17 protein-coding genes are annotated in these 19,330 nt (G+C 72.1%); 4 read left to right on the top strand and 13 right to left on the bottom strand.

What is annotated here, in order from left to right; genetic code table 11:
• The first annotated feature begins 47 nt into the window (after positions 1-47).
• On the top strand, positions 48-2,903 hold the full coding sequence (gene cphA, locus ACYVKF_RS16265; protein WP_460967769.1) for a cyanophycin synthetase: 2,856 nt from the start codon (positions 48-50) through the stop codon (positions 2,901-2,903).
• Positions 2,904-2,990: 87 nt separating this feature from the next.
• Here cphA and ACYVKF_RS16260 read toward each other — a convergent pair whose 3' ends face one another.
• The 3 genes from ACYVKF_RS16260 to fabG all read right to left on the bottom strand — a co-directional run bounded on the left by ACYVKF_RS16260 (position 2,991) and on the right by fabG (position 6,768).
• Entirely contained in the window at positions 2,991-5,177 is a 2,187-nt protein-coding gene (locus tag ACYVKF_RS16260; protein ID WP_460967767.1) for a tetratricopeptide repeat protein, read from the bottom strand.
• A 43-nt stretch (positions 5,178-5,220) separates the two neighbouring features.
• Positions 5,221-5,979: an enoyl-ACP reductase FabI gene (gene fabI / locus ACYVKF_RS16255; RefSeq protein ID WP_056914358.1), complete on the bottom strand. Its 759-nt coding sequence runs from the start codon at positions 5,977-5,979 to the stop codon at positions 5,221-5,223.
• Between the two features lie 78 nt (positions 5,980-6,057).
• Positions 6,058-6,768 carry a 3-oxoacyl-[acyl-carrier-protein] reductase gene (gene fabG / locus ACYVKF_RS16250; RefSeq protein WP_460967765.1) on the bottom strand — a complete coding sequence of 237 codons (711 nt, stop codon included), beginning with the start codon at positions 6,766-6,768 and terminating at the stop codon, positions 6,058-6,060.
• A gap of 97 nt (positions 6,769-6,865) precedes the next feature.
• Between fabG and ACYVKF_RS16245 the strand changes: the two genes are divergently transcribed.
• Entirely contained in the window at positions 6,866-7,189 is a 324-nt protein-coding gene (locus tag ACYVKF_RS16245) for a DUF3099 domain-containing protein (RefSeq protein ID WP_056914356.1), read from the top strand.
• The gene (locus ACYVKF_RS16240) at positions 7,189-7,398 is read left to right on the top strand and encodes a hypothetical protein (protein ID WP_460967762.1); all 210 of its coding nucleotides are present in this window, start codon (positions 7,189-7,191) and stop codon (positions 7,396-7,398) included. The genes ACYVKF_RS16245 and ACYVKF_RS16240 overlap by 1 nt, the downstream gene beginning before the upstream one ends.
• A gap of 78 nt (positions 7,399-7,476) precedes the next feature.
• Here the strand turns inward: ACYVKF_RS16240 and moaA are convergent, their stop codons facing one another.
• Positions 7,477-8,523, bottom strand: coding sequence for a GTP 3',8-cyclase MoaA (gene moaA, locus ACYVKF_RS16235; protein WP_082580496.1), 1,047 nt, complete (start codon positions 8,521-8,523; stop codon positions 7,477-7,479).
• Positions 8,524-8,555: 32 nt separating this feature from the next.
• On the opposite strand from moaA, the gene ACYVKF_RS16230 reads away from it, so the two are divergent.
• The gene (locus ACYVKF_RS16230; protein WP_056914354.1) at positions 8,556-9,377 is read left to right on the top strand and encodes an SURF1 family cytochrome oxidase biogenesis protein; all 822 of its coding nucleotides are present in this window, start codon (positions 8,556-8,558) and stop codon (positions 9,375-9,377) included.
• Between the two features lie 64 nt (positions 9,378-9,441).
• Here ACYVKF_RS16230 and ACYVKF_RS16225 read toward each other — a convergent pair whose 3' ends face one another.
• The 9 genes from ACYVKF_RS16225 to ACYVKF_RS16185 all read right to left on the bottom strand — a co-directional run bounded on the left by ACYVKF_RS16225 (position 9,442) and on the right by ACYVKF_RS16185 (position 19,259).
• On the bottom strand, positions 9,442-11,313 hold the full coding sequence (locus ACYVKF_RS16225; protein ID WP_460968769.1) for an ABC transporter ATP-binding protein: 1,872 nt from the start codon (positions 11,311-11,313) through the stop codon (positions 9,442-9,444).
• A 123-nt stretch (positions 11,314-11,436) separates the two neighbouring features.
• Entirely contained in the window at positions 11,437-12,306 is an 870-nt protein-coding gene (locus ACYVKF_RS16220) for an enoyl-CoA hydratase/isomerase family protein (RefSeq protein ID WP_460967760.1), read from the bottom strand.
• A complete protein-coding gene (locus tag ACYVKF_RS16215; RefSeq protein ID WP_056914353.1) occupies positions 12,303-13,007 on the bottom strand; it encodes a sirohydrochlorin chelatase in 705 nt (234 codons plus the stop codon). The genes ACYVKF_RS16220 and ACYVKF_RS16215 overlap by 4 nt, the downstream gene beginning before the upstream one ends.
• Positions 13,004-14,308 (bottom strand): uroporphyrinogen-III C-methyltransferase, encoded by a 1,305-nt coding sequence (gene cobA / locus ACYVKF_RS16210; RefSeq protein ID WP_056918965.1) that lies wholly within the window; start codon positions 14,306-14,308, stop codon positions 13,004-13,006. The genes ACYVKF_RS16215 and cobA overlap by 4 nt, the downstream gene beginning before the upstream one ends.
• Entirely contained in the window at positions 14,308-15,678 is a 1,371-nt protein-coding gene (locus tag ACYVKF_RS16205; protein ID WP_460967756.1) for a sulfate adenylyltransferase subunit 1, read from the bottom strand. The genes cobA and ACYVKF_RS16205 overlap by 1 nt, the downstream gene beginning before the upstream one ends.
• A complete protein-coding gene (gene cysD / locus ACYVKF_RS16200) occupies positions 15,678-16,622 on the bottom strand; it encodes a sulfate adenylyltransferase subunit CysD (protein WP_460967754.1) in 945 nt (314 codons plus the stop codon). The genes ACYVKF_RS16205 and cysD overlap by 1 nt, the downstream gene beginning before the upstream one ends.
• Positions 16,604-17,356 carry a phosphoadenylyl-sulfate reductase gene (locus tag ACYVKF_RS16195; RefSeq protein ID WP_460967752.1) on the bottom strand — a complete coding sequence of 251 codons (753 nt, stop codon included), beginning with the start codon at positions 17,354-17,356 and terminating at the stop codon, positions 16,604-16,606. The genes cysD and ACYVKF_RS16195 overlap by 19 nt, the downstream gene beginning before the upstream one ends.
• On the bottom strand, positions 17,353-17,586 hold the full coding sequence (locus ACYVKF_RS16190; protein ID WP_460967750.1) for a hypothetical protein: 234 nt from the start codon (positions 17,584-17,586) through the stop codon (positions 17,353-17,355). Before ACYVKF_RS16190 ends, ACYVKF_RS16195 begins: the two co-directional genes overlap by 4 nt.
• Entirely contained in the window at positions 17,583-19,259 is a 1,677-nt protein-coding gene (locus ACYVKF_RS16185) for a nitrite/sulfite reductase (protein ID WP_460967748.1), read from the bottom strand. Before ACYVKF_RS16185 ends, ACYVKF_RS16190 begins: the two co-directional genes overlap by 4 nt.
• Positions 19,260-19,330: the final 71 nt, after the last annotated feature.

Below are 19,330 nucleotides of genomic sequence, written 5' to 3'. Positions count from 1 at the left end.
GGTCGCCCCACCGATCCCACCCCCAGCCCGAACCGCTAGGAGATCCCATGGCCGATCGCCCCACGCCCACCGGGCCCGCAGCTCCCGAGCTCTCGATCGTCGAGTCCCGCGTCTACCGCGGCGGCAACATCTGGTCCTACAGCCCGGCCATCCACCTCATCGTGGACCTCGGGGTGCTCGAGGGCTACCCGACCGACACCATCGAGGGGTTCACCGACCACCTCGTGGAGCTGCTGCCCGGCCTGGAGAACCACACCTGCTCGCGCGGGGTGAAGGGCGGCTTGATCGAGCGGCTCCGGGAGGGCACCTGGGTCGGCCACGTCGCCGAGCACGTCGCCCTCCAGCTGCAGCAGGAGGCCGGCCACGACCTGCGGCGTGGGAAGACGCGCGCCGTCAAGGGGCAGCCCGGTCGCTACAACGTCATCTACGACTACGCCGACGAGACGGTCGGCCTCGCGGCCGGCACCCTCGCGGTGCGCCTCGTCAACCACCTCGTCCAGGCCGAGGAGGAGTTCGACTTCACCGAGGAGCTCGACCTGTTCCTGCGCCGGGCGCAGCGCTCGGCGTTCGGGCCGTCGACCGGGGCGATCCTCGAGGAGGCCATCGCCCGCGACATCCCGTACATCAGGCTCAACAGCGCGTCCTTCGTCCAGCTCGGGCAGGGCGTGCACGCCCAGCGCATCCGGGCGACGATGACGTCCAAGACCGGGGCCCTGGCCGTGGACATCGCCAGCGACAAGGACATGACCACCCGCCTGCTGGCCTCCGCCGGACTCCCCGTGCCCAAGCAGGAGACCGTGCGCACGGCGGACGGTGCGGTGGCCGCGGCCCGGCGCATCGGGTTCCCCGTCGTCGTCAAGCCCCTGGACGGCAACCACGGTCGCGGTGTGTGCCTCGACCTGCAGTCCGACGACGAGGTGCGGTCGGCCTTCGTCACGGCCGAGGGAGAGTCCCGGCGCGGCTACGTCATCGTCGAGTCGCTCGTCGTCGGCCGTGACTACCGCTGCCTCATCGTGGGCGGCAAGATGCAGGCCATCGCCGAGCGCGTCCCCGCCCACGTCATCGGCGACGGCACCCACACGGTCGCCGAGCTGGTCGAGACGACCAACGCCGATCCCCGCCGAGGTGTCGGCCACGAGAAGGTCCTGACCCGCATCAAGGTCGACGACGCAGCCATCGCGCTCGTCCGCGACCAGGGCTACGAGCTCGACGGCGTGCCGCCGGAGGGCCAGATGGTCAAGCTCGCCCTCACCGGCAACATGTCGACGGGCGGCATCTCGGTCGACCGGACGTTCGACGCGCACCCGGACAACGTCGAGATCGCCGAGGAGGCGGCCCGCATGATCGGGCTCGACGTCGCGGGCATCGACTTCATCTGCCCCGACATCGCCTCCCCGGTCCGCGAGACGGGCGGCGCCATCTGCGAGGTGAACGCCGCTCCCGGGTTCCGGATGCACACGCACCCCACGGTCGGCGAGCCCCAGTTCATCGCCAAGCCGGTCGTGGACCTGCTCTTCCCGCCCGGCTCGCCCTCGCGCGTGCCGATCGTGGCGGTCACCGGCACCAACGGCAAGACCACGACGTCACGCATGATCGCCCACATCTTCAAGGGCATCGGGCGCAAGGTCGGCATGACCTCGACCGACGGCATCATCATCGACGAGCGGCTGGTCTACAAGGCCGACGCTTCCGGCCCCCGCTCGGCCCGGATGGTCCTGCAGAACCCCCGCGTCGACTTCGCCGTCATGGAGGTCGCCCGCGGCGGCATCCTGCGCGAGGGCCTCGGCTACGACCGCAACGACGTCGCCGTCGTCACCAACGTCGCCCCCGACCACCTCGGCATGAAGGGCATCGACACCCTCGAGCAGCTCGCCGACGTCAAGGCCGTCATCGTGGAAGCGGTGCCCCGCAACGGTTTCGCCGTCCTCAACGCCGACGACGACCTCGTCCGCAAGATGCGTCGTCGGTGCTCCGGCGGGATCGTGTGGTTCTCCATGCAGCCACCCGGCAGCAAGGTGCGCGAGTTCATCGAGGACTACTGCCGCCGTGGTGGCCGGGCGGTCGTCCTCGACCACACCGACCGTGGCGACATGATCGTCATCAAGCACGGGCGTCGCTCGATGCAGCTCGCGTGGACCCACCTGCTGCCCGCGACCTTCGGCGGCACCGCGAAGTTCAACGTCGCCAACGCCATGGCGGCCGCGGGTGCCGCGTTCGCCGCCGGGGCCGGTCTGCACGAGATCCGCCAGGGCCTGCGCACCTTCACGACGAGCTACTACCTCTCCCCCGGCCGCATGAACCTCGTCAACGTCCACAACGTCGACGTGTTCGTCGACTACTGCCACAACGCCCCCGGCATGCGGGTGCTGGGTGAGTTCGTCGAGGGGTATGCCGCGCAGAAGGCCGGCCAGTCCGACCTCGGCAAGGTCTCACGGATCGGCATGATCTCCACGGCCGGCGACCGCCGCGACGACGACATGCGCGAGCTCGGAGCCATCGCCGCCCGCCACTTCGACGTGGTCGTGGTCCGCGAGGACGAACGCAAGCGGGGTCGTCCCGCCGGCGAGACGGCTGCCCTCATCGCCGAGGGCGCCAAGGGTGAGATCGGCAAGGAGGGCGTCCGCTGCCGCCAGGTCGAGACCGTCCTCAACGAGGTCGACGCCGTCCGGCACTGCATGGCCCGCGCCAACCCCGGTGACGTCGTGGTGCTCTGCGTGGACCAGCACGCCGAGGTGCTGAACGAGCTCGAGCAGATGACCCAGCACGCCCAGGCCGGCGCCCACAACAAGGAGGGGATCGGCGACCCCGACCTCGACCCCGTGGAGATGCAGGTCGAGGCGCAGGCCTCCGGCGACGAGGCCGCAGCGGCCGAGGCTCCCGAGGTCGAGCCCGCCACCAGCTGAGCAGCACGACGAACGGCCCGACCCCACCGCTGCGGGATCGGGCCGTTCGTCGTGCGGCGCCGGTCGTCGTGGCGGCGTGTGGTGCGGTCAGGCGTCCCGCAGCTGCGCGGCATACCCGTGCAGGGCCCGCTGGTAGCTCAGGCTGTCCTCGTCACCGGCGTGGTGCAGCAGGGTGTCGATGAGGTCGGCCACCGCCTCGGCACCGCGACCGCTGTCGTAGGCCGCGAGGGCGCGGAACGCCTCGACAGCCACGCTGCCGGGCCGTTCGTGCGAGAGCTCGGTGAGCAGCGAGTGCGCGAGGTCCGGCTGGCCGGTGACGCGCAGGCTGGAGGCGAGCTGGATCCGGGCACGGTGCCGGTGCGGCTCGCGCAGCCCGCTGGCGAGGGCGTCGCGGTACAGGTCGATCGCGTCCTTCTCGCGCCCGGCGGCGTCCAGGGTCGCGGCGAGCTCGTAGACCAGGCGGGCGTCGCCGAGGCGTGAGGTGCGCAACGAGGTGGCCGCCTCGATCCGGGCCTGGTCGTCGTCCAGCTCCCACAGCTCGGCGATCTGCGTCTCGAACTCGTGCTCCCCGCGAGCGGCCACGACCTTGCGGCGGATGTCGTCCGGCCCGTCGGCCACGGCCCCCTGCTCGGCCAGCCACGCGGCCACCTGGGACCGCTCTGCGTGGCACATGAGCGCGACGACGTCGCCGTCCGAGGCGCCGGGAACGAGGGCCTGCAGACCACCGAGCTCGGTCGGGTAGGAGTCGATGTCGGCGACGCCGGCTCGCGCCAACCCGGTGCGCAGGTGGCCCTCGAGCTCCTCCATGGTCCGCCCGCGCAGGTAGTGCTCCTTGTGCGCCGCGACGATCCGGTCGGCCCGCAGGCCCGCGACCTCACCGATGGACTCCAGCAGGTCGTCCGTGCGGTCCCCTGCGAGGCCGAGGCCCAGGTGGACCTGGCCGCCGGGGACCTTCAGGCCGTGGGCGACGTCCATCAACGCGTCGAGACCTGCCTCGTTGTGGGCGAGGTCGACGATGACGGTGATGGCGCTGCCGTCCTCGCGGCGCAGCGTGTAGGTGTTCATCCGCCCCGGGTTGAGCTGGTCGTCGGGGGCGAAGCTCTTCAGGCCCTCGACGACGGCCGCACGAGGCAGTCCCAGACCGAGGGCCGCGGCGGCACCGGCGAGGGCGTTGGCGATGTTGTGGACCGACAGCCCCGACAGGGTCGCCGGAACGTCGAGGATGCTCACGAGGCGGTCGGGGTCCTGCCCGTTCTCCAGCACGGCGATGTCGCCGTCGAGGACGGTGATGGCCCGGCCGCCCGCGTCGAGGGCCTCCCGGACCGCCGGGGCGTCCGAGCGGAGGGTGAACACCCAGGGACGCGCCTTGGTGCCGGAGCGCATCGCCCACACCCGCGGGTCCTCACCGTTGAGCACGGCCCAGCCCCGGGGCTTGGTGGCCTTGGTGACGATCGCCTTGACCTCGGCGAGCTGGTCGACCGTGTCGATGCCTTGGAGCCCGAGGTGGTCGGCGGACACGTTCGTGACGACCGAGACGTCGTTGGCCGAGACGCCCATGCCCTTGAGCAGCATGCCTCCGCGGGCGGTCTCGAGGATGCCCAGCTGGACGCCGGGCGCCGTCAGGACCCCGCGTGCACCGGCCGGCCCCGAGTAGTCGCCGCCCTCGATGACCTCGCCCTGCACGACGATGCCGTCAGTCGACGACCAAGCGGTGCGCAGGCCTGCCGTCATGCCGATGTGGCCGAGCAGGCGGGTGGTCGTCGTCTTGCCGTTGGTGCCGGTGATCGACGCGACCGGGATGGTGGGGGCGATGAGCGACGGGCGCTCCCCCGGCTCGGCCGCGGCCACCTGTGCGCCGAGCGCCTCGACCTGGTCGTCCCCGTCGAGCCAGGACTGCAGGAGGGGGGCCACGCCCTCACCGAGCGCGCGCGCCCGACCACGGCGGCGCCATACGAAGGCCACCACGACCTGGGCGGGGTCGCTGCCGGGACGGGTCCGCACCCCCAGCCGGGTGGTGCCGCTGGCGGCGGCGAGGCGACGGGTGGCGCGCTCGACGAGCCGCATGACGAACCGCTGGCGCTGCTCGGTGCCCGGAGCGCCGGGTCGCGAGCTCTTCAGCCCGACCGAGCGGGCCAGCTTCTTGAGGTCCGCCTCGTCGGCGGACAGGTACCCGGGCAGCTCGAGGCTGACCTTGATGGCCGGCTTGGCGAAGTAGAGGTTCGGGCCCTCAAGGACCCGGACCTCGGTCGCTGCGACGGCAGGTGCGGACGTCATGCGGCGAGCCTAGTAGCGGCTCACCACCACGGCAGAACGGGCGTCACTGACCCATCGCGTGGACGCCGCCGTCGACGTGGACGATCTCGCCCGTCGTCGCCGGGAACCAGTCCGACAGGAGCGCGGCGCAGGCCTGGGCCGCCGGCACGGCGTCGTTGACGTCCCACCCGAGCGGGGCGCGGGTGTTCCACGTCTCCTCGAACGTCGCGAACCCCGGGATGGACTTGGCGGCGGTGGTCCGGATCGGACCGGCGGCCACGAGGTTGCAGCGGACGCCCTTGGGGCCGAGGTCGCGGGCCAGGTAGCGGTTGGTCGACTCGAAGGCCGCCTTGGCGACGCCCATCCAGTCGTAGACCGGCCAGGCGAACTTCGCGTCGAAGGTGAGGCCGACGATGCTGCCGCCGTCCTTCATGAGCGGCAGCGTGGCCACGCCGAGCGACTTCAGCGAGTAGGCCGAGGCGTGGATGGCCGTCGACACGTCCTCGAAGGTGCCCTCCAGGAAGTTGAACGCCCCCTGCGGCGCGAACCCGATCGAGTGCAGGACCCCGTCGAGGTGGTCGACGTGCTCGCCCAGCCGCTCGGCCAGGGTGTCGAGGTGCTCCTGGTCGGTGACGTCGAGCTCGACCACGGGGGGCGTGGTCGGCAGGCGCTTGGCGATCGTCTGGGTGATCTTGAAGGTGCGGCCGAACGACGTCAGCACGACCTCCGCACCCTGCTCTTGGGCGATCTTCGCCACGTGGAAGGCGATCGAGGAGTCCATGAGGACACCGGTGATGAGCAGCTTCTTACCCTCGAGCAGCATGGGCGGGTACTCCGATCTGGTGGGGTCAGGGGTGGTGCGGTGACGGTCGGGACCTGCGGTCCCTGCTCGCCACCAGGGTCAGTGGCCCATCCCGAGGCCACCGTCGACGGGGATCACCGCGCCGGTGATGTATGCCGCGTCGTCCGACGCGAGGAAGCGCACCGTCGCCGCGACCTCGTCGGACTGGCCGAAGCGTCCTGCGGGGATGCTCGCCTGGTACGCCTTCTTGCGGTCCTCGGGGAGGACCTCGGTCATGTCGGTCTCGATGAACCCGGGGGCGACGACGTTGGCGGTGATGCCCCGGGTGCCGAGCTCCCGGGAGATCGACCGGGCGAGGCCCACGAGTCCGGACTTGCTGGCGGAGTAGTTCGTCTGGCCGGGCGACCCGTACAGGCCCACGACGCTGGAGATGAAGATGATCCGCCCGTGACGGGCGCGGATCATGCCCTTGACGGCACGGCGTGCGCAGCGGAAGGCGCCGGCGAGGTTGGTGTCGATGACGGAGTCGAACTCCTCGTCGCTCATCCGCATCAGCAGCTGGTCGCGGGTCACCCCGGCGTTGGCGACGAGGACGTCGACCGGGCCGCCGAGGAGCTCCTCGGCCGCGGTGAACGCGGCGTCGACGGAGGACGTGTCGGTGACCTCGCACAGCACCCCCTGCAGGCCCTCAGGCGGCTCGCCCGAGCGGTGCGTGATGACCACGTGGTGGCCCGCCTCGGCGAGGGATCGGGCGATGCTCAACCCGATCCCGCGGTTGCCTCCGGTGATCAGGACGTTGCGGCCTGCCATCGATTCCTCCGTGTCGTCCGTGCTCGGTTGGCGTCTGCGCGCGACCCTATCGACTACCGATGGGTACACCGCATCGCAGGCGGCTTATCGTGGACACGTGCCCCGTTCCCGACGCCACCGCCCCGACGAACCCGTCGTCCAGTCGGTGACGTCGGCCCCGGCCAACATCGCCGACGAGCAGGCGGGCCGGATCCGGCGCTACCTCTTCACCATGGGGGTCCGCACGGTCTGCTTCATCGGCGCCGTCCTCACGGCGACCTCCGGGGCGCCGTGGTGGCTGTGGGGCACTCTCGCGGTTCTTGCCGTCCTGCTGCCGTACGTCGCCGTGGTCATGGTCAACGCCGTGGCTCCCCGGGGTGCGGGGCGGGGTTCGGCACCGGTCACGCCACGCGGCGACGGTCCCACCCAGATCGGCCGCTGATGGACGGCATGGTGTGCAGCGCCAAGGGCTGCCGTGCGAACGCCACCTGGGCGCACCTCTGGAACAACCCGAAGCTGCACACGGTCGACCGCCGCAAGGTCTGGCTGGCCTGCGAGGACCACCGGACGTCGCTCGGGGAGTTCCTGTCCGTCCGCGGCTTCCTCGCCGAGACGGTCCCCGCGGACGCGATCCCCGCGACCGCGGGCTGAGCGACCGCAGGCTGAGCGACCGGTCGGTATGGCGACAGGGCCGGCCGGCCCCGCGCCCCACCTCTCGCTGGTGGCCCGTCAGCCGCCGATGGCGGACATCGGGCGGTCGGGCTGGACGAAGCCCTCGGACCCGATCCCGTGTCCCGGCTCCTTGCGCCACATCTCGCCCTGGATGAGCCGGGCCAGGTCCTCGTCGGTGGCGCCGTCGCGCAGGGGCCCGCGCAGGTCGGTCTCGGCCTGGGAGAACAGGCAGTTGCGGACCTGGCCGTCGGCGGTGAGCCGGGTGCGGTCGCAGGCGGCGCAGAACGGGTCGGTCACGCTGGCGATGATGCCCACCGTCTGCGGACCGCCGTTGACGAGGAACCGCTCCGCCGGCGCGCTGCCCCGGTCGGCCTGCGGCAGTGGCGTCAGGGTGAACCGCTCCCGGAGGCGCTCGTGCAGCTCCTGCGAGGAGACCATCGTCGAGGCGTCCCAGCCGTGCTGGGCGTCGAGCGGCATCTGCTCGATGAAGCGCAGCTCGTAGCCGCGGTCGAGGCACCACTGGAGGAGGTCGGCGACCGAGTCGTCGTTGATGCCGCGCATGGCGACGGCGTTGACCTTGACCGGCACCAGGCCGGCGGTGGCCGCGGCCTTGAGGCCTGCTTCGACGTCGTGCAGGCGGTCGCGACGGGTGAGGTCGGCGAACTCCTTGGGGTCGATCGTGTCGAGGCTGACGTTGACCCGGTCGAGCCCGGCGTCGGCCAACGGCTGGGCCAGCCGGTCCAGGCCGATCCCGTTGGTGGTCATGGCGATCCGGGGTCGCGGCTCGAGGGCGGCGATGCGTCGCACCACGTCGACCAGCGACCGGCGCAGCATCGGCTCACCGCCGGTGAGGCGGACCTGGCGGATCCCCAGTCCCACGAACACCCCGACGACCCGCACGAGCTCGTCGTCGGAGAGCATCTCGGGCTTGGCCAGCCACGGCAGGCCCTCGGCCGGCATGCAGTAGCGGCAGCGCAGGTTGCACCGGTCGGTGACCGAGACCCGCAGGTCCCGGGCCACCCGTCCGTAGCGGTCGGGAAGGCCCACCAGGCCCTCGGGCGCAGGCGTGGCACCGCGCACGGTCGGGAAGGGGAGGCCGGTCATACCCCCCAGCCTAAGCCGGGTACCGTGATGAAGTGCTCAGGGTGCTCATTTCGCGGCGTTGGCTGGGGGCCCTCACCGCGGCCCTCGTCTTTGCCGTCGCCGCGTTCTTCCTCGGGCAGTGGCAGTGGCACCGGTACGAGGGCAAGGCCGCCAAGGCCGATCGCATCAACTCGCACTACAAGGCCCAGCCCCGACAGCTCACGGACGTCCTGGGTGCCGCCCCGATGCCGTTGTCCGAGGACTGGACCCGGGTCACCGCCACCGGTCGGTATGCCGCGGACCAGACGCTGCTGGTCCGCAACCGCCCGTACGAGGGTACCTACGGGTACGAGGTGCTCGTGCCGTTCACGACGGACAGCGGCAAGACCGTGCTCGTCGACCGCGGCTGGGTGCAGAACGCCAAGACGGCCGAGTCGCTCCCGACGTTCCCCGCTGCCCCCGCCGACGAGGTCACCCTGACCGGGTGGCTGCGCCAGTCGGAGCCGTCGTTGGGCCGGACCCCTCCTGCCGGCCAGGTGGCCAGCATCAACCTGGCCGAGGCCGGGCGGCAGGTCGCCGAACCCCTCCTCGGCGCCTACGTCGTCCTCGAGGTCGAGCGACGTGCCGACGGCAGCGCTCCCCCGCGACCCACCGCGCTCGAGGCGCCGGACACCGGGCTGGGACCGCACCAGGCGTACGCCTTCCAGTGGTGGATGGCCATGGTCGGCGGGTTCGTGCTGGTGTGGTTCGGCATCCGGCGCGAGTACCGCGACGGGCTCGACGAGCAGGCCCTGGTCGACGCGCACGCGTCAGGGTCCGCCCCTCCGAGGCCCCGCCAGAAGAGGACACGGATCTGGGACGAGGAGGACGGCTGAGCCGTCCTCCTGCAGCGGGCGCGGATGCGCCCGGGGCTCCCGGTCGCCGGCCACGCCCGTCGGCTCAGGCGGGGACGTCGCTCTCCTGGTCGGCGAACTGCGTCGTGTACAGGTCGCTGTAGACACCACCACGCGTCATCAGCTCACGGTGGGTGCCGCGTTCGACGATGCGGCCCCCGTCCACCACGAGGATCTGGTCGGCTCCGCGCACGGTCGAGAGGCGGTGGGCGATGACCACGGCGGTGCGGCCCCGCAGCGCGGTGTCGAGGGCACGCTGGACGGCTGCCTCGGACTCGCTGTCGAGGTGCGCCGTGGCCTCGTCGAGGACGATGAGGCCGGGGCTCTTGAGCAGCAGCCGGGCGAGCGCCAGGCGCTGCTTCTCCCCACCGGAGAGCCGGTGCCCGCGGTCGCCGACCACGGTGTCGAGGCCCTCGGGCAGGGCACTGACGAGGGACCAGACCTGGGCCGCCTTCAACGCCGCGACGACCTGCTCGTCAGTGGCGTCCGGGGCGGCATACGCGAGGTTGGCCCGGATGGTGTCGTGGAAGAGGTGGGCCTCCTGCGTCACCATGCCCACCGTGGCCGACAAGGAGGCGGTGGTGGCCTGACGCAGGTCGAGCCCGTTGATCCGGACGGCGCCGGCGCTCGGGTCGTACAGGCGAGCGAGGAGGGAGGTGATGGTGGACTTCCCGGCGCCGGAGGGGCCGACCAGGGCCACGAGCTGTCCGGGCTCGACCTCGAAGGCGACGTCGCGCAGCACCAGGCCCGACCCCTTGCGGTCGCCCGCGGCGACGCTCTCCAGCGAGGCGAGGGACACCTCGTCGGCCGACGGGTAGCGGAACGCGACGTCGTCGACCTCCACACGCACCGGCCCGGCCGGGATCGGCCTGGCGTCGGCGCGCTCGGTGACGAGGGGCTTGAGGTCGAGCACCTCGAAGACCCGCTCGAACGAGACGAGCGCGGTCATCACGTCGACCCGCACGTTGGACAGCGAGGTCAGCGGTCCGTACAGGCGGCCGAGCAGGGCCGTGAGCGCCAGCAGCGTGCCGACGGTCAGCGAGCCGTTGACGGCCATGATGCCGCCGAAGCCGTAGACCATCGCGGTCGCCAGCGACGCGACGAGGGTCAGGGCGACGAAGAACACGCTGCGGTTGAGGGCGATCTTGACGCCCATGTCGCGCACGTCGGCCGCTTGGCCGGAGTACTCCCGGTCCTCGCGGCGGGGATCGCCGAACAGCTTGACCAACAGCGCGCCCGCCACGTTGAAGCGCTCCGTCATGCGCGACCCGAGGTCGGCGTTGAGGTTCATCTGCGCGTGGGTGAGGCCGGAGAGCCGGCGCCCCATGACCCTTGCGGGGATGAGGAAGAACGGCACGAGGGCGAGCGATGCCAGGGTCAGCTGCCACGACAGCGACGCCATCGCCGCGATGATCAGGGTGAGCGAGACGACGTTGCTCACGACGCTGGACAGCACCGACGTGAAGGCCTGCTGGGCGCCGATGACGTCGCTGTTGAGCCGCGTCACGAGGGCGCCGGTCTGGGCGCGGGTGAAGAAGGCGATCGGCTGCCGCAGCACGTGGGCGAACACCTCGGTGCGCAGCTCGTAGATCAGGCCCTCCCCGATCCGGCTGGAGTACCAGCGCTGCACCAGCGTGAGGACGGCGTCGGCCACGGACAGCGCCGCGACGACGAGAGCGAGCTCGATGACGACGCTCCGGTTGCGCGGTGTGATGCCGTTGTCGATGAGGTCCTTGAGCAGCAACGGCGTCGCGACGACGAGCGCCGCACTGATGACGACGAGCACGAGGAACACCAGGATCTGCCGCTTGAAGGGCGTGGCGTAGCCAAGCACCCGTCGTGCGGTCCCGGGGGCCAGCTTGCGGTCCTTGACCGAGCCGTCCCGGGTGAGGGAGCGCATGGCGCTCCAGCCGGACATGCTCACGATGTTCTCCTTGCAGTCACGCCGTGGAACGTCCTGCGCCCACAGCGGCATTCCCCAGCATGACGGCGAGCACCGACAGTGGCCTCACCGGACTCGGCCGGTGGTGTCCGTGCCGGGTCAGCGACGTCCGGCCGCCCGTGCCTCTCCGAGTCCGCGCAGGAGCACGGCCTGGGTCTCCCGCTCGGACCGCAGCTGGTCCTCGCGGCCGGCTGCACCCGCGGACTGCAGCAGGGGCTTCAGCGCCCGCAGCGACGCGTCAGGAGCCGCGAGCAGGGCAGCCACCAGGTCGGCCGTCGTCGCCTCGAGCTCGTCCCGCGGCACCGCGACGTTGGCCAGCCCTGTCGCCACGGCCTCCTGGGCCCCGACGAACCGTCCGGTGGCGCAGATCTCCAGGGCGCGCGCCGGTCCGACCAGGGAGACCAGCGGCTGTGTGCCGCCCAGGTCGGGCACGAGTCCCAGGGACGTCTCGCGCATGGCGAGCTGCACGTCGTCGGCCACGACCCGCAGGTCCGCGGCCAGCGCCAGCTGGAACCCCGCGCCGATCGCGTGGCCCTGGACCGCCGCCACGACGACGGCGTCGGCCTCGGCCCACGCGGTGAACCCCCGCTGGAAGCCCGCGATGACGTCGGCCGCCTCCTCCACTCCGCGGGCGGCGATCTCGAACAGGTCCGGCTCACCATGAGGAGCCTTCGCCGGGTCGCCGGCCACCACGGACAGGTCGAGTCCGGCCGAGAACGACGGCCCGCGCGCTGCCAGCACGACGACCCGGACAGCCGGGTCCAGCGAGGCGGCCACCTCAGCCAGGGCCAGCCACAGCGACGGGAGCTGGGCGTTGCGGCGTGCCTCGTTGTCGAGGGTGACGGTGAGCACCGGCCCCTCCCTCGTGACGAGCAGGTGGGGGTGCGGCCGCGTCGAGCTCCCGCCGCCGGTGTCGGACCGGGCGTCGGTGGAGGGCTCGGTGGTGGGCTCGGTCGAGGGGTCGGTCACGCGGGCAGGTTATCGGCCCGCTCGAGGACCAGCTGGGCCATGGCCCCCGTCTGGGCGAGCGCGCCCGGGACCATCGAGACCCCGGCGCGGCCGCAGTGCTGGGCCATCCGGTCCCGGAGGATGCCCTCGGCGACCATGAACGAGACGGCAACGGTGCGCTCGACCTCGTCGGGCATGGTCCGCAGCACCTGCTCCATCGTCGCCCCGCCGTCGAGGGCTGCCACGCCCCAGCGACCCCATCCTTCGCGCGGGTGGTCCGCGATCGTCTGGCCCACGGTGGCGACGGCTTCGCTGTCGCTGGACCCTGCGGCATACAGGACGACGGCGGTGGACGGGTCCGGCTCGATGCCCTCCGCCGCGAGGAGCTCCTCCGCGGCGTCGAGGAGCAGGTGGTGGGGGCCGAGGGCTGCGGCGACGCCGACCTCCGAGCCCGAGTCGGCGATCATCTGGTTGACGGCAGCCGGCACGTCGACCTTCGCGTGGTAGGCCGGCGTGAGCAGCACGGGGACGACCACCGCGTGCTTCCCGATCCCCGCGGCGGTCTGGCTCGGGCTGGGTGCGTGGTGGTCCAGGTATGCCGTGTGGACCGGCCGGTCCGGCGCGAGCGTGCGCACGTGGTCGGCCAGGGTCTCGACGCCCTTGGCGTGGCGCGGGTCGGGCGACCCGTGCGCGAGGAGGACGATGTCGGGCGCGGCGCTCATCCTCGGGACGGTACTCCCCCGGCGAGGTCGCCGACCTGTTGGCGCACCGACACGACGTCCCCGACGACGACCACGGCGGGCGCCTTCACCCCGGCCCGCTCCGCGTCGGCGGCGGCGTGCTCGAGCGTCGTCACGGTGGTCCGCTGGTCCGGCATCCAGCCCCGCTCGATGAGCGCCACCGGCGTGTCGGGGCGTCGTCCCGCGTCGAGCAGCGCTCGGGCGGTCGAGGCGAGCCGGGTCACCCCCATGAGGAGGACGAGGGTGGCGTCCGGCGCCGCGTCGGACGCGGCCCGGAGGACCTGGTCGGCGCCGTCGTGGGCGGAGGCGACGACGAACGACGCCGTGATCCCCCGGTGCGTCACCGGGATCCCTGCAGCCGCAGGCACGGACACGGCAGAGGTGACGCCCGGGACGACCTCGACCGGGATGCCGTGCTCGATGCAGTGCAGTGCCTCCTCGCCACCCCGACCGAGGACGAACGGGTCGCCTCCCTTGAGGCGGACCACCCGCTTCCCCAGGGACGCGTGGTGCACCAGCAGCTCGTTGATGCGCCCCTGGGTGACCGGGTGGTTGCCGGGCGTCTTGCCGACGTCGACGACCTCCACGTCCTGGCCGAGGGCCGCCAGCAGGCCGCGCGGACCGAGCCGGTCGGTGACCACGACGTCGGCGGCTGCGAGCAGGGCCCGCCCGCGGACGGTGATGAGGTCCTCGGCGCCGGGGCCACCGCCGACGAGGGCCACGCGGCCCGCCTGGACAGCGTCGCCGCCCGGCAGGACATCGCCGCCTCCGGTGGCGGGACGCACGCGCCGGACGGGGAGGCTGCCGCTGTCGAGGGCCGCGAGGACGGCGTCCCGCACGGCCACCGCGCGTCGGGGGTCTGCGCCCGCGGTGACGGCCACCGTGAGGCCCTCGCTCGCGGTGCCGTGGGTGCCACGGGCGACGGCGGGGGTCCAGGCGCTCGACGTCGACGCGTCGTCCGCCCGCACGCACCAGACCCGGGCGGCCTCTGCCTCACGCGACACCTGGGTGTCGACCGACCGGTCGCCCGTCGCGGTGTGGACGAGCCACGCGGGTTCGGGCAGGACGAGGTCGCCGGTGACGAACTCCCTCTCGTGCCACGTGATCTCGACACGCTCCAGGAGGTCACGGAGGTCCTCGCAGACGAAGGGGGCGATGACCTCGACCGCTCCGCCCGCCTCGACCAGCCCGCGCGCTCGACGAGCCGCCACGGGACCGCCGCCCACGACCACGACCCGCCGACCGGTCAGGTCGAGGGTGAGCGGGTAGGCGGGGGCGGTCATCAGATGCCCTCGCCGATGCTGCGGTCCGGTGCGTCGGCCATGCCGGCTGCAAGCGTCGAACCGTCGTTCTCGTCGATGAGCAGGAAGGCGCCCGTGCGACGCAGCTGTCGGTAGTCGTCGATCGCGACGTCGTCGGCCAGCCGGATGCGCACGCGGCCGATCGCGTTGAGCGCCAACCCGTCCGGCGCCGTGCGCTGCTCCATGGTCTCGATGTCGAGCTGGTCGACGACGTCCTCGACGATCGCCCGGACGGTGCGGGTCCCGACGCGCAGCAGCACCCGGTCCCGCTGCCGGACGGGTCGGTCGTCGAGGACCGCGACCGTGCCGGCGAGGGAGCGCGTGGTGAGGCTCGGATCGTCGGCCGCGGCGATGAGGTCGCCCCGGGAGACGTCGATGTCGTCGGTGAGGCGCAGGGTGACCGACTGTGGCGCGAAGGCGACGTCCAGCTCCTCCACGGTCCCGTCGGCGCGGGCGCGGTCGATCCCGGCCACCCTGGTTCGGGCGCCCCCGGGAAGGACGACGACCTCGTCACCGGGGCGCACGACGCCGGAGGACAGCCGTCCGGCGTAGCCGCGGTAGTCGCGGTGGCCGTCCTTCTGCGGGCGGATGACGTACTGCACCGGGACCCGGAGCGGCTGGGCTGACGGGTCGGTCCCGACGGGCACCGACTCGAGGTGCTCGAGCAGCGTGGGCCCGGCATACCAGGAAGCGCGGTCGGAGCGGTCCACGATGTTGTCGCCGAACAGCGCCGAAACCGGCACCGCCACGACGTCCTCGATGCCGAATCGCGTTGCGTGGCGGGTGAACTCGGCGACGATCTCATCGAACCGCACCCGGTCCCAGTCGACGAGGTCCATCTTGTTGACCGCCACGGCGACGTGGCGGACCCCGAGCAGCCCGGTGACGGCGAGGTGGCGCCGGGTCTGCTCGACGACGCCGTGGCGGGCGTCGATGAGGATCAGTGCCAGCTCGGCCGTCGAGGCACCCGTGACCATGTTGCGGGTGTACTGCACGTGCCCAGGGGTGTCCGCGAGGACGTAGGAGCGGGTGGCCGTCGAGAAGTAGCGGTAGGCGACGTCGATGGTGATGCCCTGCTCGCGCTCGGCCCGCAGGCCGTCGGTGAGCAGCGCCAGGTCGGCGGCGTCCAGGCCCCGCTCCTTGCTGACCCGCTCGACGGCATCGAGCTGGTCGGCGAGCACCGACTTGGTGTCGTAGAGGAGTCGACCGACCAGGGTGGACTTGCCGTCGTCGACCGACCCGGCCGTCGCGAGCCGGAGCAGGTCGTGGCGGCGTGTGGGCGCGGCCGGCGCCGGAGCAGCAGTGGTCACGGTGGCCTCGCTGTCGGGAGTGGTGGCGTGGGTCGTCGACATCAGAAGTACCCCTGCTTCTTGCGGTCCTCCATGGCTGCCTCGGACATGCGGTCGTCGGCACGCGTGGCGCCCCGCTCCGTCAGCCGGGACGCGGCCAGCTCGAGGATCACACCGGCCACGTCGGTGGCGGCGGAGTCGACCGCCCCGGTGCAGCTCATGTCGCCGACCGTGCGGTACCGGACCTGCCGCACCTGGACCTCCTCCGCCGGCCTCGGACCGCCCCAGTCCCCCGCCGACAGCCACATGCCGTCGCGCGCGAACACCTCGCGCTCGTGGGCGTAGTAGAGGTCGGGCAGGGCGATGCCCTCGCGCTCGATGTAGCGCCAGACGTCGAGCTCGGTCCAGTTGGACAGCGGGAAGACCCGGACGTGCTCGCCGGGGGCGTGCTTGCCGTTGTAGAGGTCCCAGAGCTCGGGCCGCTGGCGCCGGGGGTCCCACGCACCGAACGAGTCGCGCAGGCTGAACACCCGCTCCTTGGCCCGGGCCTTCTCCTCGTCGCGGCGACCACCGCCGAAGACGGCGTCGAACTTGTTGGACTCGATGGCGTCGAGCAGGGGGACGGTCTGCAGCGGGTTCCGGGTGCCGTCCGGGCGCTCCCGCAGCCGACCGTCGTCGATGTAGTCCTGCACGTGCGCGACGACCAGGCGCACGCCCAGCCGCTCGACGGTCTCGTCGCGGTACGTCAGCACCTCGGGGAAGTTGTGCCCCGTGTCCACGTGCAGCAGCGCGAACGGCAACGGTGACGGCGCGAAGGCCTTGAGCGCCAGGTGGACCATGACGACCGAGTCCTTGCCGCCGGAGAAGAGGATGACCGGCCGCTCGAACTCCCCCGCCACCTCGCGGAAGATGTGGATGGCCTCGGACTCCAGGTGGTCCAGGTGGTCCAGGGTGTACTGGTCGGGCAGCGCCCGGGCAGGAGTGGTGGTCACGTGTGCAGCCCGCATTCCGTCTTGTCCTTGCCGGCCCAGCGACCGGCCCTGGCGTCCTCGCCCTCGGCGACGGGTCGCGTGCACGGCGCGCAGCCGATCGACGCGTACCCCTCCTGGCGCAAGGGGTTGAGGAACACCCCGTGCTCCTCCACGTACCGGTCCACGTCTGCGTCGGTCCAGCCGGCGACGGGGTTGAGCTTGACCATGCCGCGCTTGTCGTCCCAGCCGACGATGCCGATGTCGGTGCGGGTCGGCGCGTCCACCCGACGCATGCCGGTCACCCACGCCTCGTGCGTCGACAGGGCCCGGTTGAGCGGCTCGACCTTGCGCATCGCGCAGCACGCGTTGGGGTCGCGGTCGTGCAGCTTGGCGCCGTACTCGGCGTCCTGCTGGGGGACGGTGAGCAGCGGCAGGATCGTCCGGATGTTCACCGGCAGCATGGCCTCGTACGCGTCGCGCGTGCCGAGGGTCTCGGCGAAGTGGTAGCCGGTGTCGAGGAAGAACACGTCGGCGCCGGGGATGGTCGTCCCGACGAGGTGCACCAGCACCTCGTCGCCCATCGACGAGGCGACGGTGAGCTTGTCGCCGAACGTCTCGGCAGCCCAGCGCAGCGCCTCGCGGGCCAGCTCCACCCGAGCCTCGTATGACGCGTGCGCACCGTCCCCCTCGAGCGCGCCGAAGCGCTGCTCACCCTCGACGGCGAGGGCGCGCAGGGCGTCAGCCGGATGGGTCGTTGTCGCTGCGGTCATGACGAACTCCCTTGCTGCTGGTGGAGCCCAGCCGGCTGCTGCTGCTGCAGCTCCGCTTCCTCCCGGAGGCGCCCCGGGATGCGGGTCGTGTCGATCGAGGCCAGCTGCACCGTGAAGACGCGGGCGCAGGCGTTGCACCGCCAGGCGCCCTGCGGCTCCTCGACGGGGCGCAGGTCCTCCTCGGCGCAGAAGGGGCAGTGGTAGATGACTGCAGACCGGTTCTCACTCATCGCAGATCGTCCTCCTCGGCCCGGTGCGCCCAGTGCGCGAACGACTCGGTGCCGTCGCGCTGCTCGAGGAACCGGCCGGCCAGCCGCTCGACGTAGTCGGGCAGGTCCTCGGCGCGGACCTTGAGCGCACGGGTCTTGCGGGCGAGCTGCGGCTCGGTGCCGAGGCCGCCCCCGAGGTGCACCTGGAAGATCTCGACGAGGTTGCCGTCGTCGTCGGTCTGCACCATGCCCTTGAGGCCGATGTCGGCGACCTGGGTACGGGCGCAGGAGTTCGGGCAGCCGTTGATGTGGATGGAGAACGGCACGTCGAACTCCGGCAGCCGACGCTCCATCTCGGCGATCACCGTGCCGGCCCGGGCCTTGGTCTCGACCAGGGCCAGCTTGCAGAACTCGATGCCGGTGCACGCCATGACGCCACGACGCCACTCGCTCGGCTCGGCGGGCAGCCCGACCTTGGCCAGGGCCGCCTTGACGTACCGGGTCTTGGCCTTCGGGACGTCGAGGACCAGCAGCTTCTGGTGCGCCGTGAGGCGGACCCGCCCGGAGCCCCAGCGCTCGGCGACGTCGGCGACCTGGGCCAGGGTCGCGCCGCTGACGCGACCGGCGACGGGTGCGACCCCGACCCAGTACAGGCCGTCGTTCTGGGCGTGCACTCCGACGTGGTCGCGGCGGTGCGCCGACGGCGCCTGCGGTGCCGGGCCGTCGACGAGCGTGCGGTGCAGGTACTCGGTCTCGAGGACCTCGCGGAACTTCTCCGGACCCCAGTCGGCCATGAGGAACTTCAGCCGGGCGCGGTTGCGCAGCCGGCGGTAGCCGTGGTCGCGGAAGATCGACACGACCCCCTTCCAGACGTCCGCGACCTCCTCGAGGGGAACCCAGGCACCCAGCCGCTGGGCGAACATCGGGTTGGTGGAGAGGCCGCCACCCACCCACAGGTCGAACCCGGGACCGTGCTCGGGGTGCACGACTCCGACGAACGAGATGTCGTTGACCTCGTGGGCCACGTCGAGGCTGGGCGAGCCCGAGATGGCCGTCTTGAACTTGCGCGGCAGGTTGGAGAACTCCGGGCTGCCGATGTAGTGCTCGAGGATCTCGCGGACCGCCGGCGTTCCGTCGAGCACCTCGTCCGCCGCGATCCCGGCGACGGGCGAGCCGAGGATGACCCGCGGGGTGTCGCCGCACGCCTCGGCCGTGGTCAGCCCGACGGCCTCGAGGCGCTGCCAGATCGCGGGGACGTCCTCGATGCGGATCCAGTGCAGCTGGATGTTCTGGCGGTCGGTGACGTCGGCGGTGTCGCGCGCGAACTCCGTGCTGATGCCGGCGATGGTGCGCAGCTGCTCGCCGGTCAGCGCTCCGCCGTCGCTGCGGACGCGGAGCATGAAGTACTCGGCGTCGAGCTCCGAGGGGTCCAGGGTCGCGGTCTTGCCGCCGTCGATCCCGGGCTTGCGCTGGGTGTACAGCCCCCACCAGCGCATCCGGCCGCGGAGGTCCTCGCCGGGGATCGAGGCGAAGCCGTCGCGGCTGTAGACCTCCTCGATGCGGGCCCGGACGTTCAGCCCGTCGTCGGCCTGCTTGAACTCCTCGTTGGGGTTCAGCGGCGTGCGGTCACCGTCGGCCCAGGCACCGGTGGCCTTGCCGGACTGGCGCTGGGGGCGCGTGGGGGTCTGCGTCACCCGCCCATTCTGCCAACTCGGTTATGGATTGCATAACCGTCCATTATCCGACCCCATCGCCCCCCAGCGCG

It is taken from the genome of Pedococcus soli (assembly GCF_054782575.1).
This window is presented reverse-complemented; position numbering and strand designations above follow the sequence as displayed.

Excerpts from the sequence above, each read along its gene's own strand:
- cphA (WP_460967769.1), top strand. The coding sequence starts at position 48 with ATGGCCGATCGCCCCACGCCCACCGGGCCCGCAGCTCCCGAGCTCTCG.
- ACYVKF_RS16260 (WP_460967767.1), bottom strand. The coding sequence starts at position 5,177 with ATGACGTCCGCACCTGCCGTCGCAGCGACCGAGGTCCGGGTCCTTGAG.
- fabI (WP_056914358.1), bottom strand. The coding sequence starts at position 5,979 with ATGCTGCTCGAGGGTAAGAAGCTGCTCATCACCGGTGTCCTCATGGAC.
- fabG (WP_460967765.1), bottom strand. The coding sequence starts at position 6,768 with ATGGCAGGCCGCAACGTCCTGATCACCGGAGGCAACCGCGGGATCGGG.
- ACYVKF_RS16240 (WP_460967762.1), top strand. The coding sequence starts at position 7,189 with ATGGACGGCATGGTGTGCAGCGCCAAGGGCTGCCGTGCGAACGCCACC.
- moaA (WP_082580496.1), bottom strand. The coding sequence starts at position 8,523 with ATGACCGGCCTCCCCTTCCCGACCGTGCGCGGTGCCACGCCTGCGCCC.
- ACYVKF_RS16225 (WP_460968769.1), bottom strand. The coding sequence starts at position 11,313 with ATGTCCGGCTGGAGCGCCATGCGCTCCCTCACCCGGGACGGCTCGGTC.
- ACYVKF_RS16215 (WP_056914353.1), bottom strand. The coding sequence starts at position 13,007 with ATGAGCGCCGCGCCCGACATCGTCCTCCTCGCGCACGGGTCGCCCGAC.
- cobA (WP_056918965.1), bottom strand. The coding sequence starts at position 14,308 with ATGACCGCCCCCGCCTACCCGCTCACCCTCGACCTGACCGGTCGGCGG.
- ACYVKF_RS16205 (WP_460967756.1), bottom strand. The coding sequence starts at position 15,678 with ATGTCGACGACCCACGCCACCACTCCCGACAGCGAGGCCACCGTGACC.
- cysD (WP_460967754.1), bottom strand. The coding sequence starts at position 16,622 with ATGCGGGCTGCACACGTGACCACCACTCCTGCCCGGGCGCTGCCCGAC.
- ACYVKF_RS16195 (WP_460967752.1), bottom strand. The coding sequence starts at position 17,356 with ATGACCGCAGCGACAACGACCCATCCGGCTGACGCCCTGCGCGCCCTC.
- ACYVKF_RS16190 (WP_460967750.1), bottom strand. The coding sequence starts at position 17,586 with ATGAGTGAGAACCGGTCTGCAGTCATCTACCACTGCCCCTTCTGCGCC.